This is a genomic window from Chlorobiota bacterium, from assembly GCA_016710285.1.
Taxonomy (GTDB): domain Bacteria; phylum Bacteroidota; class Ignavibacteria; order OLB7; family OLB7; genus OLB7.
The window spans coordinates 350,953-365,712 of record JADJXR010000001.1 but is presented as its reverse complement, the minus strand read 5'-3'; the positions used below and the strand labels follow the sequence as shown (position 1 = coordinate 365,712).

Genomic DNA, 14,760 nt, shown 5'->3' with positions numbered 1-14,760 from the left:
TAAGAAGCTCCGAATACTATTAAGTGTTGAGTAACAGATATTGCTTATCGGTACACGGTGTTGGGGAATGTGGAGCAGATGAAATACCCCGAGGCACAAATCACAACGGACTATTGGTACAACAAGCGCGGTTGGTTGGATTCTCTGGAGAGCCAGTACACGATCGTCGCGCCGAAGATATTCCAGCAGAAATTATCGTACGACTCAGTAGGGCGGATCGTGAAGCAGGAATCGAAGAATGGTGGGCAGGGGAGTTGGTTGGTGCAGGGGTATGAGTACGACGGGGTGGACCGGCTGCAGAAATGGAGCCGCCTGGGTGTGGGCGACACGGTGTTGTACGAGTATGACAAAGTAGGGAACCGAACCCTGAGTGCTCGGATAGATGGCCAGGATGTGCGAACGTACCAGTACGGCGCACCAACAAGCGGTCCGAACCGGTTGGAGTGGAGCCGACAGGAACAAGGGGGAGTAACGACGCGGACGGACTACGGGTACAACCTCAACGGCTCGATTGTGGAGCGGAAGGTGACGGATCCGATGGCGATTCCATTACCGACATTGCTGAGCGAGGACCACTTTGGCTACAGCTACCGTGAGCTAAACTGGAAGTACCAGAATGGGAACCCGTGGGAGAACAACCATTGGGATTGGCGCTACCGGTACAACGCGCAGGGAGAGCGAGAGCAGAAGCGGTTGTACCACGGCCCATTGCCAGACAGCATCGTAGGCCAGCCCTACCCGTGGGTGCAGTATCTGCTTGGCGGGAGCAAAGAGCAGCTTGCGGTGTGGCACGGCCAGCAAATGAGCGGTCCCTTTTGCGACACGGCTTGGCGGCGGAATGTGTTTCTGTATCCAACGGAGTATCTCACCAACGGCATCGGCTGGAACGGGGTTCATGAGGACCTCACGCCGATCATCACCAAGCCAGATGGCAGCAAAGAATACCGAATCAGCGACCACTTAGCCAGCCTACGCGCCAGCCTCACCCCCGGCATTTCAACGAAGTATTATGATTACGACCCGTGGGGGAACGTTCTTGGCGGTGGAACGGTAGCGCGTCGAGGGTTCAACGAGAACGAGAAGGACCGTGAGAATGGATTGTTTAGTTTAGGAGTGAGGAAGTACGAAGAGGGGAGATTTTTAAGTATAGACCCATTATTTGAGAAAGAAGCAGAGATCAGCCCGTACGTGTACGCGGGAAACGCGCCATTGAATTATGTGGACCCGGATGGGATGCAGCGTAAAGAAACGAATAACCCTCAAGGATATAGAGGGATGCAGACTGCTGTGGATAAACCTGGAGCAACATTCCCAAACCCTAGCTTAAGTTCAGATCAATGGTCAAAGATAATGGCATCAGCAGAGAAAGTAGCATTTATGACGGGAATGAATACAGGGCAAATTTTAGATCTTTGGTTTAATGGCAGTGTAGCATCAAGTGCATCTGAGACTTTACAAGACTTAACTGGTAAAACATTAGAAGAAGCACAAAAGATACTTGAAGGTGCTGGATTTAAAGATCAAGGCACTACAGAGGGAGGATATAAAAAATGGTACCATCCAGATGGTAGCCGTGTACAAATTAGGCCAGATGGTGAAATTGTGAGAACGGGGCCTAAAGTTGAACCAGCTGGAGGTGGCACGAAATATAGACCTCGCATAGGGCCAGATGGAAAAAAAATACCGCAAGATGCTCCTCATAATACTGGTGAAACAGTAACCAAATAGAGATTAAAATGAAATTCAAAAACTTTAAAATTACGACCGTTCAATATATTACTAAGATAGAGTATATCCCCACGGAAAGGAGGTTGTCGGTTGCTTTAACAAATAACCCAGACAATCCAGTGATAGATTGTCTTTTAACGTTTAATGATGTCCATTCTTTTTATGAAGAGGTTGTTTGCGAGGATTATGATGACCCATATTTAGAGAGTTGTATTGATATAGTTGAAACTAATATGAAAAATCATACGCACTATAGAATCGTGACAGATGAGCGGGAAATATCTTTTAGGACATATAAACCTCCTGATATATGGATGCGATCAGTTGATAACCCGTTATAGGTACAGTGAATTCGAATTAAAAATGAATTAGCGATATATCAGTGCTAATTCATTTGACAACAACCATTGGGATTGGCGCTACCGGTACAACGCGCAGGGAGAGCGAGAGCAGAAGCGGTTGTACCACGGCCCATTGGCAGACAGCATCGTAGGCCAGCCGTACCCCTGGGTGCAGTATCTGCTTGGCGGGAGCAAAGAGCAGCTTGCCGTCTGGCACGGCCAGCAAATGAGCGGTCCCTTCTGCGACACGGCTTGGCGGCGGAATGTGTTTCTGTATCCAACGGAGTATCTCACCAACGGCATCGGCTGGAACGGGGTCCATGAGGACCTCACGCCGATCATCACCGCGCCAGACGGGAGCAAAGAATACCGAATCAGCGACCACTTAGCCAGCCTACGCGCCAGCCTCACCCCCGGCATTTCAACGAAGTATTATGATTACGACCCGTGGGGGAACGTTCTTGGCGGTGGAACGGCAGCGCGTCGAGGGTTCAACGAGAACGAGAAGGACCGTGAGAATGGATTGTTTAGTTTAGGAGTGAGGAAGTACGAAGAGGGGAGATTTTTAAGTATAGACCCATTATTTGAGAAAGAAGCAGAGATCAGCCCGTACGTGTACGCGGGAAACGCGCCGTTGAATTTCAGTGATCCAGGGGGAAAGCAGCGAGATAAGTTTTTGATGCGAACCCCGATGGGTTTTTTTGGAGTAGAAGTGGCGATGGGAGCAGGTTCGGGGATGTCAGGATCAGGCGGGGTGATGACGGAGCCAGATGGACAATCAAGCGGGAAGTTTGGTTCGGTAGGGTTACGTCCGTCGTCAATGGAGCATTCATCTGGGGCAAGGTATAGTAAAGTTGGGAGTGTACCGCAACCGTTTTTACAGTCAAGTCGAGGGGGTGTTGCGGCAGGAGCGCAATCTGCTCAATCTCCAAAGACATACCAGACATACACCAAAACAAACCCTACAACCAATCAAGTATATTCTGGACGAACAAGTGGTACGGGAACGCCAGAAAAAAATGTCGCCAAGCGGGATGCGAACCACCATATGAATAAGAAAGGATATGATCCGGCAGAAGTAGAACGATCATCTACGAACAAGGAAGCAATTCGGGGAAGGGAACAGCAATTAATTGAGAAGCATGGTGGAGCACAAAGTCAGGGAGGGACATCTGGAAATGCGATCAACGGGATTAGTCCAAACAATCCCAGTGGTAGTCGTTACTTACAACAGGCAATTCAGGAATTTGGTCCTTTATAGAGGATCACAAAACAAAATATAGAGAGCAAAACAATGACAAGACAACGGATCACACCTGGTTCGATCATCAAGATAGATTTAGGAGACGGGTATCATTCCTATGGTCGGATACTACGGAATGCAGGGTATGGATTTTATGATATTCGGACGAAGGAAGAGATAAGCGATATGGAGGAGATTGTGGATAAGGCTATTCTTTTTATCGTTGCTGTGTACGATGATGCGATCACCCGAGGTCATTGGCTAAAGGTGGGAAAAATGCCGTTAGAACCATCGTTAGAAGTAATGCCGAATAAATTTATCCAGGATGGGTTACATCCGGATAAATTTCGAATATATGATCCTAATACAGGAGCTATGTACCCGAGTACGCGGGAAGCGTGTCGTGGCTTAGAGCGTGCGGCAGTGTGGGAGCCGGAGCATGTGGAAGAGCGGTTGCGGGATCATTTTGCAGGTAGGAAGAATCGGTTGGTAGAAAAAGATCGGCTTACTTTGTATGGTTCAGTAGAGAGCAGTTAATGCTGATATTGTTTGGCTGGAAGGAGGGATGAATTGCAGGAAGAGGTGAGTACCAGCAGCTGGCATCGGCTGGAACGGGGTTCATGAGGACCTCACGCCGATCATCACCGCGCCAGACGGAAGCAAAGAATACCGAATCAGCGACCACTTAGCCAGCCTACGCGCCAGCCTCACCCCCGGCATTTCAACGAAGTATTATGATTACGACCCGTGGGGCGGCCTGTTAAGCGGAACGGGAACGCGGCGGATGTATAACGACCGAGAGGAGGACAAGGAAAGCAGCCTGTACAACAACGGAGTGAGGAAATTAGAGGAGGGATTGGGTAGATTTACGGCAATAGACCCATTGTGGGAGAAGTTTTTGTGGCAATCGCCGTATGTGTATGGGGATAACAACCCTCTGAGTGTGGTTGACCCTGATGGAATGCAGGGAAGACCGAAAGCTCCAGGAGGAGGAAATGCGTATAGTATCGGGCCGGATGGGATACCGATTGGCAGTGGCGCATTCGGTAGCGGCGGAGCTGGAGAGGCAAGTTTAGCAAGTGGGAGTGGTTTGAGTGTTCGTCCGGGAGGGGGAACGAATGCTGCATCAGCAGCACCATCGGGAGCGCGTGGAAGTGTGGTAGCTCCGACGCAATCAGCTGCTCAATTAGAAGCACGAGCAGTACAGATTCATCAAGCAACATCACAAGCAACACAAAATCGTACTACTGTTGCTGTTGCCGAAGTTAATGTGAATGGCCAAACGACACGATATATAGCATCAAGTGAAAACGCTTTACGCCCTTCCCAAAGAGCAATGCTTAGCAAAAATGAAGTGATGGTAAAGGGACAGGGTCATGCTGAAGCTACAATTCTTCAACACCTTGATAGATCTGGAATTTCGGCAAGGAATGCATTAATAGCTGCTAGCCGTCCTATTTGCCCATCATGTGCTGCAATGATTGAAGCCGCAGGAGCAATTCCTGCGAGTACATTAAAATTTGTGGGGAGTGAAGCTGGAGCTGCTGCAAAGTAAACCTTATTCAAAATTGATATGCTGAATCAGCTAAAACAAAATCTGAACTCCTTGAAGGAATTGCAGTATGAGCATAAGATAATGTTTGCTGCTGCATGTTGTGAGAGAATGCTGCCGAATTACAAAGCGTTTTCAGAAATTGAAAACTGGGGTGATGTATCAGCATTATCTAATGCTTTAGCTATTGCTTGGCAATTTGTCAAAACTAAGGATGAGAACATTTTAGAACTGATACAGCAATGTGAAAATCAAGCACCGGATACTGAAATATTCAATTCTTTGTACACATCGGCAGCTCTTGATGCTAGTAATAGTATTGTTGAGTCTTTACTGTTCATTGTGGATGGTTCTTTTGATCACATTGAATTAATCAGCCAATATGCAATTGATACTATAGATATGTTTATCCAGGTAAGGGATGATCTCGATTTCAATTCTGACCCTCTATTTGAAAAGAAAATCTATAATGATGAATTAATGATTAAAGAAATCACAAAACAGGTTTCAGATATTCAATGGTTATCTTCTCATTTAAAGAGAACAGATTCAGACATAGATTTTTTTAGAAATCATTCTAATCCATCATCACCGTATAGTAGCATAGGAGTAGGATAAAGGATGTAATCGGTTAAATATCCAACGGAGTATCTCACCAACGGCATCGGCTGGAACGGGGTCCATGAGGACCTCACGCCGATCATCACCGCGCCAGACGGGAGCAAAGAATACCGAATCAGCGACCACTTAGCCAGCCTACGCGCCAGCCTCACCCCCGGCATTTCAACGAAGTATTATGATTACGACCCGTGGGGGAACGTTCTTGGTGGTGGAACGGTAGCGCGCCGAGGGTTCAACGAGAACGAGAAGGACCGTGAGAATGGATTGTTTAGTTTAGGAGTGAGGAAGTACGAAGAGGGGAGATTTTTAAGTATAGACCCATTATTTGAGAAAGAAGCAGAGATCAGCCCGTACGTGTACGCGGGGAATGCGCCGTTGAATTTCAGTGATCCAGGGGGAAAGCAGCGAGATAAGTTTTTGATGCGAACCCCGATGGGTTTTTTTGGAGTAGAAGTGGCGATGGGAGCAGGTTCGGGGATGTCAGGATCAGGCGGGGTGATGACGGAGCCAGATGGACAATCAAGCGGGAAGTTTGGTTCGGTAGGGTTACGTCCGTCGTCAATGGAGCATTCATCTGGGGCAAGGTATAGTAAAGTTGGGAGTGTACCGCAACCGTTTTTACAGTCAAGTCGAGGGGGTGTTGCGGCAGGAGCGCAATCTGCTCAATCTCCAAAGACATACCAGACATACACCAAAACAAACCCTACAACCGGTCAAGTATATTCTGGACGAACAAGTGGTACGGGATCACCAGAAAAAAATGTCGCCAAGCGCGATGCGAACCACCATATGAATGAGAAAGGATATGATCCGGCACAAGTAGATAAATCATCTACGAACAAGGAAGCAATTCGGGGAAGGGAGCAGCAATTAATTGAGAAGCATGGTGGAGCGCAAAGTCAGGGAGGAACATCCGGGAATGCGATCAACGGGATTAGTCTAAACAATCCCAGTGGTAATTATTACTTAGAAGAGGCAACTCGGACACTTGGTCCTTTATAGAGAGTCACAAAACAAAGTATAAGGAGCAAAACAATGAAAAGACAACGGATCACACTTGGTTCGATCATCAAGATAGATTTGGGAGATGGGTATCATTCCTATGGTCGGATACTACGGAATGCAGGGTATGGATTTTATGATATTCGGACGAAGGAAGAGATAAGCGATATGGAGGAGATTGTGGATAAGGCTATCCTTTTCATCGTTGCTGTGTACGATGATGCGATCACCCGAGGTCATTGGTTAAAGGTGGGAAAAATGCCGTTAGAACCATCGTTAGAAGTAATGCCGAATAAATTTATCCAGGATGGGTTACATCCGGATCAATTTTCATTATATGATCCCAATACGGGAGCTATCTACCCGAGTACGCGGGAAGCGTGTCGTGGCTTAGAGCGTGCAGCAGTGTGGGAGCCGGAGCATGTGGAAGAGCGGTTGCGGGATCATTTTGCAGGTAGGAAGAATCGGTTGGTAGAAAAAGATCGGCTTACTTTGTATGGTTCAGTAGAGAGCAGTTAATGCTGATATTGTTTGGATGGAAGGAGGGATAAATTGCAGGAACAGGTGAGTACCAGCAGCTGGCATCGGCTGGAACGGGGTTCACAAGAATATCACGCCGGTTATCACCAAACAGAAAGGAGCCATGAACGAGGCCACATCTATCGAACCATATCCCATAATTCTTACTTCGTTAGAGTTTGCGGGGAAGGATCACAAGGATTGGAGCAAGAAAGAAGCAAAGCAAAACCTGCTTTGGTTTCTGAGCATTTTCCCTGAGCGTCTTGAGGTGTTGAGTAATTTTTTAGATGTGGAGATAGATTTCAGGAGGGATAGTGTAGAGTTATTAGATGAGATAGTAGGTAAATCAATGGAGATATTTAGGGATGAGAGATTTCACACAGATAACAAGAACGAGACGGATTTCAGTGTAGAGGTTCACAAGGATGGGAAGTACACGATCATCAATCATCCGAGGATAGAGTTGACGAAGTATGGAGCTTCGCTAGCGGTTGACATAGGGATCGTGTTTGCGCATATGTTGATAAAGGTGCAGCCTGAGTTGGAATGGGGAGTTGGAGCTGGAGGCAAGCGAGCCTTATCCTACAATCTGCCTGTTCTGAAGTATGGAAAGTTTTTTGAAGAAGATCCAATTGGCGCGCCTTATGGTAGTGCAGAACGCGCTTTAAAGACGGGAGACACTAAAGGATTAGAGCGTTTATTAGATGTGTGGTCACGGCGGTTGCAGAATGGGGGGATATTATAGAGCCGAGGGCTGAACTGGAAGTACCTGAACGGGAATCCGTGGCAGAACAACCACTGGGATTGGCGATACCGGTACAACGCGCAGGGGGAGCGAGAGCAAAAGCGGTTGTACCACGGCCCATTGGCAGACAGCATCGTAGGCCAGCCGTACCCGTGGGTGCAGTATTTGCTTGGTGGGAGCAAGGAGCAATTAGCCGTCTGGCACGGCCAACAGATGACCAGCCCCTTCTGCGACACCGCTTGGCGGCGGAATGTGTTTCTGTATCCAACGGAGTATCTCACCAACGGCATCGGTTGGAACGGGGTTCATGAGGACCTCGCACCAATCATCACCAAGCCAGACGGCAGCAAAGAATACCGAATCAGCGACCACCTAGCCAGCCTGCGAGCGAGCCTCACCCCCGGCGTTTCAACGAAGTATTATGATTACGACCCGTGGGGGGAGGTTCTTGGTGGTGGAACGGTAGCGCGCCGAGGGTTCAACGAGAACGAGAAGGATCGTGAGAATGGATTGTTTAGTTTAGGAGTGAGGAAGTACGAGGAGGGGAGATTTTTGAGTATAGATCCATTATTTGAGAAAGAGGCAGAGATCAGCCCGTACGTGTACGCGGGAAACGCCCCGTTGAATTATGTGGACCCGGATGGGATGCAGCGGCGTGGTATAGCAAGTGTCAAGGGGATGGCGCTAACAGTAGGAGATGGGCTACCGGATCTCGTATCGGCATTTGGCGGTGCTGCAGGTTCAGGTGGTATGATTGTGAGGGTTCCAGGAATTGGGAGTGGTTTGAGTGCTCGTCCAAGCGGCGGAGGTGGAGGGCTAGCAAGTAGTGGAAATTGGATACGTGTAGGCCAAGCCTCAAGCAGTGTAGGATCGTCAAGTCGAGGGGGTGCGGCGGCAGGAGCGCAATCTGCTGCTCAATCGAAGGCGGGAGGTGGGAATAGTGGGGGAGGAAATTCTGGGTCGGGTGGTGGGAATGCAGGAGGGAAAGGATCAAATAGCCCTTCAGCCTCAACACCTGTTGGAAAGAGTGGGAGTCCAATGAAAGTACAAGGGAATACTCCTACTGCTATTAATGGAGTAAAATTTACAGGGCATGCCTTAGATAGAATGCAAGGGCGAGGGATTCTATCTCCAAGTACGGTGTTAGATGTCATAAATAACCCATTCAAAATACATCAAGGTAATAGCCCTGGATCTACAGTTCACGTAGGTCAACAAATGAAAGTCGTTACGAATCAAAATGGGGATGTTATCACAGTTATACCATTAAGCAAATGACGATGATAGCGATAAGAGTTTTCTCTGAAGAAAAGAAGAAAATCGAAATTGCAATTCACAACCGGAGTCATCCCGAGAGTGAAGATTTTGATGATGCAAATTGGCTTAATGCCATTATCTCAGTGTCGGTTATAGGATTTACAGCAACAGTTGAGATAAATCTTAGATCTGAAGATATTATTGATTTTTATCATCAAGTAATCGAAACGATAAAGGGTAATTCGTTAGATGGACTATTTTCAAATTTGGAAGAGAATATATATATCAAGTATAGTCAGAAAAAATCTGGAAGTATTTTATGGGCAGGGTACGTAAGAGATTTTGAAGGTAATATGCTTCAGTTCTCTTTTTCATCAGACTACATGGTCTTAATTGATATAAAGGGTCAATTAAAAGCCGTAATGGACAAGTATCCACTCATCATTAAGGATTGAATTTAATGACCAGACAGCATCGTAGGCCAGCCGTACCCGTGGGTGCAGTATCTGCTTGGCGGGAGCAAGGAGCAATTAGCCGTCTGGCACGGCCAACAGATGACCAGCCCCTTCTGCGACACCGCTTGGCGGCGGAATGTGTTTCTGTATCCAACGGAGTATCTCACCAACGGCATCGGCTGGAACGGGGTTCATGAGGACCTTACACCGATCATCACCAAGCCAGACGGCAGCAAAGAATACCGAATCAGCGGCCACGTAGCCTACAGAAAAACTGATGAAATCACTATGACTCAAATAAAACTAATCTTCGCAATCTTTGGAGATTCGCTTGATCCAGAGGCATTGAGCAAAATAGCTCGGATTTCTGCTACTTAATACTGGTTCAAGGGTGATCCAATTCCGAATAAAAACATAACAAGGAAGGAGACTCACTGGGGGTATACTGATGGTTTTGTCGAAACTCTGTTTGTGGATGAAGTCTGTGATCTATTCATGCAGAGGTTCAATTCAAGGATTGAAGATATCGTTCAATACATAAATGATAATTGTTTAGAGACTCAAATAGATGTAGTTGTAGAAGTAGAAGATAACCAAGCACCTTCACTTAGTATGAGTAAAGACCTCATAAGCCTAATGGCAAAAATGAACGGTAGTATAGATATTGATTTATACATCTATTAATCCTCCAGTAGGGGCTGCAATAATGCTCAAGAGGTGGAGGGGGTGCATTTCACAATGCCAATCACAATTCCAATGCCGCCGCCGGCTTGGGTAGGCTGCGGCGATTTCCGGCACGTTGCAATGCGCCCCCGTACAAGCTACCCAGCAACCTCGCTGGGTTGCAGCTTGTATTGCAGCCGGTGGAGCGTGGCGTAGATGCCGTTCAGCTTCAATAATTCCTCGTGGGTTCCGGCTTCGCGCAGGCGGCCGTGGTGCATCACCAAAATGGTGTCGGCCTTCTGGATTGTTGAAAGCCGGTGCGCGATAACAATGGAGGTCCGCCCCTTCAGCAATCGGTCAATGGCGCGTTGGATTACCTGCTCGGTCTCGGTATCCACGCTGGAGGTTGCTTCGTCGAGAATCAAAATTTTGGGGTCGTAGGCAAGCGCGCGCGCAAAGGAGAGAAGCTGCTTTTGGCCCACGCTTAGGGTGGAACCGCGCTCCTGCACCGGGGTGGCGTATCCTTCCGGCAGCGATTCAATGAACTCCGCCACCCCCACCGTCTCCGCCGCTTTTTTTGCTTGCTCCAGCGTGATGCGCTCGTCCCCAAGCGTGATGTTATCAAGGATTGTTCCGCGGAACAGGAACACATCCTGCATCACCAGCGCGATGTCGCGGCGGAGATCGGCGGTGGGGATTGTCCGCAGGTCGCGCCCGTCAATCAGCACCGTTCCGGATTTGTGCTCGTAGTACCGCATCAGAATGTTGATGACGGAAGTTTTCCCCGCCCCGGTTGCCCCCACAATCGCCACGGTCTGGCCCGGTTGGGCCGCAAAACTCAGGTCCTCGATCACGGTATGCTGGCCGTCGTAGCTGAAGGTGACATCCTTGAACTCAATCGCCCCGTGCTGGATGGCGAACGGCTCCGCACCGGTGGCTTCGGCGGCGAAGGAGTCGGTGTCCAGCAGCTCGAAAATTCGTTCGGAGCTTGCCATTGCGTTCTGAAGGATGTTGTACTTCTCCGACAAATCGCGCACCGGGCGGAAGAACATTTCGGTGAACTGGATGAACGCGAACAGCGTGCCGAAGGTGAGCGGGTCCCCCTGGACGTTCCCGAACCAGCTTTGCACCAGCTGCGCCAGCCCCAAATCGGGGACCGCCTGAAGCACCTCCTTCCCCCCATACCACAAAATCAGCGCGACGGAGAGTGTGGAAAGGAAATCAACGATTGGGAAGAAGACGGCATAGTAAAAGATGGAGCGGACTTGGGCATCGGTGTAGGCTTTGTTGATGGTGTCGAATTTCTCCTGGGCGGGGCGTTCTTGCCGGAAGAGCTTCACGGTCAGCGCGCCGGTGACGTGTTCGTTCAAAAAGGCGTTCATCCGCGAAAGGTGAAGGCGGGTTTCGCGGTAGGCGGTGCGGACGCTTTTGCGGAAGATGGAGGTTGCCCACAGCAGGAACACCAGCGAAACAAGCGTCACCAGCGTCAGGTTGACCGACATCAGGAACATCACGATCACAATGCCGAGGATGGTGAAGATGTTCGCCACAATCATCACCAATCCGCTGCTGAAGAAATCGTTCAACACCTCAACATCGCTGGTGACGCGGGTAACTAATCGGCCAATCGGGTTGGTGTCGTAGAACCGCAGCGAAAGCCGCTGCAGATGGGCGAACAGCTCGATGCGGATTTTGTGGATCGTCTCCTGCCCAACAAACTGCATCAGCAGGTTCAGGGCGTAGGTAAGGCCGGCTTGCAGGATCATCAGCAACAGCATCACCCCAATCACCCAAAGCAATCCGCCGTAGTCTTTCTGAAGCAGATAATCATCAATGGCGATTTTGGAAACGTAGGGGCGCAGCGCGAAAAAGCCGCTGGAGACAATGGCCATTGCGACCGCGCCAGCCACGTGCCAACGGTAGGGACGGATATAGACAACAAGGCGCTTGAGCAGCGAGCGGTCAAGCGCCTTCCCCAATGCCTCGGTTTCTTCGTGCTTTGCCATGCAGTAATTGAAAGGGAATGGTGAACAGGGAAAATGGATACGTGGTTTGCGGAACACCCCGTTGACGATGCACCTGGGGAATGATTGCCCAATCAAACAACGGAAATGATAATTTCGCCCATCCAGCCGAAACTTCCATTCATCAACGTGTGAACCGCTCATGGAACCTACCGCAATGCCTCCCGATTCCGCAACGAACCCCGCAACAAGCCCCGCAGCCAACGGCGCACCAGATCAACAAGAAACCGACCGGATAGCAATGCTGATGAAAAGCCGCGCAACCCCGCCGCAACCCAGCCACTGCTTGGATTGCGGCACGCCGGTTAGCGGCCACTACTGCGCCAACTGCGGCCAGGAAACAACCGCCCACACCCTCACCTTCCGCGAACTTGCCCGCGATGTGATTGGCGAGTTTGTTTCCACCAACTCCAAGTTCTTCCACACCCTGCGGAAACTGCTGCTTAACCCGGGAACCCTAACCACCGACTACATCGCCGGGCGGCGGGAACGCTACCTGATGCCCTCGCGGATGTTCATTGTTCTTAGCGTTGTCTTCTTCTTTGTCCTGTCGCTTACTCAGGTTCCGGTTTCGGAGAATGTGGTCACGATGGCGTTTGAGAAGGAAGAGATTCAGGCATCGTTCCAAGCAAGCGGGCTAAGCCAGGAGATGTTTATCGAGAAGCTGGATTCCGCCTTCACCTCCGCGCTTCCTATCCTCCTTCTGCTGATGGTCCCGCTGTTCGCCGGGATGATGCGGCTGATTAACCTTACTTCCCGCAATCGCTTTATCGTCCACCTGATTTTCAGCTTCCACCTTTTCTCGTTTGTGGCGGCGGCCAGCGTGGTGGGGTTCTTGGTGATTGTTGTGCTTGGGATTGTGGCAATGGCTGCCGGGACCGAGGTGATGGAAACCCTTGCCGCACTTGTGCTGATTGCCGTTGCCATCTACGCGCTCATCTACACCATGATCGCGCTCCGGAAAGTTTATGGTTACTCCTGGGCTGGGGTGTTTATCGAGACGCTGGTTCTGTCCGTTGTTGGCGTGGTGATTGCTGCCGGGTATCTCTCGATGGTTGCCGGATTCGCCTTGGGATTTGTGGAGCAGTAATAGCCGAACCGCCCGCAACGCACCGGAGTTTTGAGAAGCCATGTTGAAAACCAATGTTGAGAAATCTTGCAGAAAATTCATTTGCCTGGATGAAGGCAGAATACCATCTTGGGGCAACCCATGATGGGCGAAAAAAACCTTTGAACTACTAACCAAGGATACCAATGGACGAACTCATCAAACTTGTGGCCGATAAAACCGGCATCCCTGCCGAGACCGCAAAGACGGCGATCACCACCGTCATCGGCTTCCTGAAGGATAAGCTCCCCGCGCCACTTGCCGGCCACCTTGATGGGCTTACCGGCGGCAGCGATAACAGCGACGGCGGCGATAACAAGGAGGGAGGAGAAGGGGGAGGCCTGATGGATACCGTCGGCAAAATGTTCGGCTAATCCCGGCAAGACTAACCGGAACCGGGGTGGAGAGATACCGAATCTTTCCACCCCGGTTTTTTATTGCTTGGTGCGGGGCATGGGCAGTTGTTGGAAACCAGCAGCTACGCCGTGGCCAGCGTCCCCAGCCGGGCGGTGGTTGCTTGGTATTCTTGGATCATCCGCCGCACCACTTCGCCAGCGGGAAGAATCTCCCGCACCAGCCCCGCGCTTTGCCCTGCCTCCAGCTCCCCTTCGGCAAGGTCGCCTTCAAAGATTCCGCGCCGTTCCCGTTTGGTTCCCAGCAGTTCTTGCATTTGTTCGGGGGTTGCGCCGGCGCGTTCGGCGGCGGCGGCCCGCAGCGCGAAATCGTTTTTCATCAGCCGGACAGGGGTAAGGGATTTCAGCGTCAGCATGGTTCCGGTGTCGCCCGCTTGGGTGATGGTTTGCTTGTAATCGGGATGGGCGGAGGATTCAATCGTGGCGGCAAAGCGGGTCCCCACCTGAACTCCATCGGCCCCGAGGGCAAGGGCGGCGGCCATTCCGCGCCCGTCGGCAATTCCTCCTGCGGCAATCACCGGAATGGTTACTGCGTCGGCCACTTGGGGGATCAAGCAGAAGGTGGTGATCTCATCAATCCCGTTGTGCCCGCCGGCCTCGAAGCCTTCGGCCACCACGGCATCCACCCCAACCGATTGCGCCTTCAGCGCGTGCTTCACCGAAGCAACCACGTGGACCACTGTAACTCCCGCAGTCTTGAACCGGTCTATGTGGAGCGCAGGATTTCCGGCAGAAGTGAAGACGATATTCACCCCTTCGGAGAGCGTGGCCTCGATCAATTTGGCAACATCTCCGCGGATCAAGGGTATGTTCACGCCAAACGGAGCTGCGGTTACTTGGCGGCATTGGCGGATATGTTCAATCAACAATTCTGGCTTCATCGAACCGGCACCAATCAGCCCTAATGCCCCGGCATTGGCGGCGGCGGCGGCAAGTTTCGCGCCGCTACACCAAACCATCCCAGCTTGGATAATCGGGTAGCGGATGCCGAACAGTTCGGTAACTCGTGTGTTCAGTGTCACGGCGTGGAAAAGAGTAGATGGAGGGGAAACGTTCTGGCGCATCATTGGAGCGGCCCCCCGTTCCCGC

15 protein-coding genes and 2 pseudogenes are annotated in these 14,760 nt (G+C 50.5%); 15 read left to right on the top strand and 2 right to left on the bottom strand.

What is annotated here, in order from left to right; genetic code table 11:
• Positions 1 to 78 precede the first annotated feature (78 nt).
• The 13 genes and pseudogenes from IPM61_01125 to IPM61_01065 all read left to right on the top strand — a co-directional run bounded on the left by IPM61_01125 (position 79) and on the right by IPM61_01065 (position 10,147).
• Complete coding sequence (locus tag IPM61_01125; GenBank protein ID MBK8909908.1) at positions 79 to 1,728, top strand: hypothetical protein; 1,650 nt, start codon at positions 79 to 81, stop codon at positions 1,726 to 1,728.
• A 510-nt stretch (positions 1,729 to 2,238) separates the two neighbouring features.
• A complete protein-coding gene (locus IPM61_01120) occupies positions 2,239 to 3,330 on the top strand; it encodes a hypothetical protein (GenBank protein ID MBK8909907.1) in 1,092 nt (363 codons plus the stop codon).
• A 33-nt stretch (positions 3,331 to 3,363) separates the two neighbouring features.
• Positions 3,364 to 3,849, top strand: coding sequence for an immunity 26/phosphotriesterase HocA family protein (locus tag IPM61_01115; protein MBK8909906.1), 486 nt, complete (start codon positions 3,364 to 3,366; stop codon positions 3,847 to 3,849).
• A 247-nt stretch (positions 3,850 to 4,096) separates the two neighbouring features.
• Positions 4,097 to 4,867, top strand: coding sequence for a hypothetical protein (locus tag IPM61_01110; protein MBK8909905.1), 771 nt, complete (start codon positions 4,097 to 4,099; stop codon positions 4,865 to 4,867).
• 18 nt (positions 4,868 to 4,885) lie between these two features.
• On the top strand, positions 4,886 to 5,482 hold the full coding sequence (locus IPM61_01105) for a DUF416 family protein (GenBank protein MBK8909904.1): 597 nt from the start codon (positions 4,886 to 4,888) through the stop codon (positions 5,480 to 5,482).
• 45 nt (positions 5,483 to 5,527) lie between these two features.
• Positions 5,528 to 5,884 (top strand): annotated as a pseudogene (locus IPM61_01100) (hypothetical protein).
• A 255-nt stretch (positions 5,885 to 6,139) separates the two neighbouring features.
• Positions 6,140 to 6,424: pseudogene (locus IPM61_01095) on the top strand (RHS repeat-associated core domain-containing protein).
• A gap of 96 nt (positions 6,425 to 6,520) precedes the next feature.
• Positions 6,521 to 7,006 (top strand): immunity 26/phosphotriesterase HocA family protein, encoded by a 486-nt coding sequence (locus IPM61_01090; GenBank protein ID MBK8909903.1) that lies wholly within the window; start codon positions 6,521 to 6,523, stop codon positions 7,004 to 7,006.
• A gap of 124 nt (positions 7,007 to 7,130) precedes the next feature.
• The gene (locus IPM61_01085) at positions 7,131 to 7,751 is read left to right on the top strand and encodes a hypothetical protein (protein ID MBK8909902.1); all 621 of its coding nucleotides are present in this window, start codon (positions 7,131 to 7,133) and stop codon (positions 7,749 to 7,751) included.
• Positions 7,752 to 7,964: 213 nt separating this feature from the next.
• A complete protein-coding gene (locus IPM61_01080; protein ID MBK8909901.1) occupies positions 7,965 to 9,029 on the top strand; it encodes a hypothetical protein in 1,065 nt (354 codons plus the stop codon).
• Positions 9,026 to 9,463 (top strand): hypothetical protein, encoded by a 438-nt coding sequence (locus IPM61_01075; GenBank protein ID MBK8909900.1) that lies wholly within the window; start codon positions 9,026 to 9,028, stop codon positions 9,461 to 9,463. Before IPM61_01080 ends, IPM61_01075 begins: the two co-directional genes overlap by 4 nt.
• Positions 9,464 to 9,505: 42 nt before the next feature.
• Entirely contained in the window at positions 9,506 to 9,841 is a 336-nt protein-coding gene (locus IPM61_01070) for a hypothetical protein (GenBank protein ID MBK8909899.1), read from the top strand.
• Positions 9,842 to 9,862: 21 nt separating this feature from the next.
• Entirely contained in the window at positions 9,863 to 10,147 is a 285-nt protein-coding gene (locus IPM61_01065; protein ID MBK8909898.1) for a DUF4279 domain-containing protein, read from the top strand.
• Between the two features lie 137 nt (positions 10,148 to 10,284).
• Here IPM61_01065 and IPM61_01060 read toward each other — a convergent pair whose 3' ends face one another.
• Positions 10,285 to 12,132 carry an ABC transporter ATP-binding protein gene (locus IPM61_01060; protein ID MBK8909897.1) on the bottom strand — a complete coding sequence of 616 codons (1,848 nt, stop codon included), beginning with the start codon at positions 12,130 to 12,132 and terminating at the stop codon, positions 10,285 to 10,287.
• Between the two features lie 160 nt (positions 12,133 to 12,292).
• Here IPM61_01060 and IPM61_01055 point away from each other — a divergent pair, with 160 nt between their 5' ends.
• Positions 12,293 to 13,240 carry a DUF3667 domain-containing protein gene (locus tag IPM61_01055; protein MBK8909896.1) on the top strand — a complete coding sequence of 316 codons (948 nt, stop codon included), beginning with the start codon at positions 12,293 to 12,295 and terminating at the stop codon, positions 13,238 to 13,240.
• Positions 13,241 to 13,404: 164 nt separating this feature from the next.
• Positions 13,405 to 13,632: a hypothetical protein gene (locus IPM61_01050; GenBank protein ID MBK8909895.1), complete on the top strand. Its 228-nt coding sequence runs from the start codon at positions 13,405 to 13,407 to the stop codon at positions 13,630 to 13,632.
• Positions 13,633 to 13,736: 104 nt separating this feature from the next.
• Here IPM61_01050 and IPM61_01045 read toward each other — a convergent pair whose 3' ends face one another.
• Positions 13,737 to 14,687: a nitronate monooxygenase gene (locus tag IPM61_01045; protein MBK8909894.1), complete on the bottom strand. Its 951-nt coding sequence runs from the start codon at positions 14,685 to 14,687 to the stop codon at positions 13,737 to 13,739.
• Between the last annotated feature and the right edge of the window lie 73 nt (positions 14,688 to 14,760).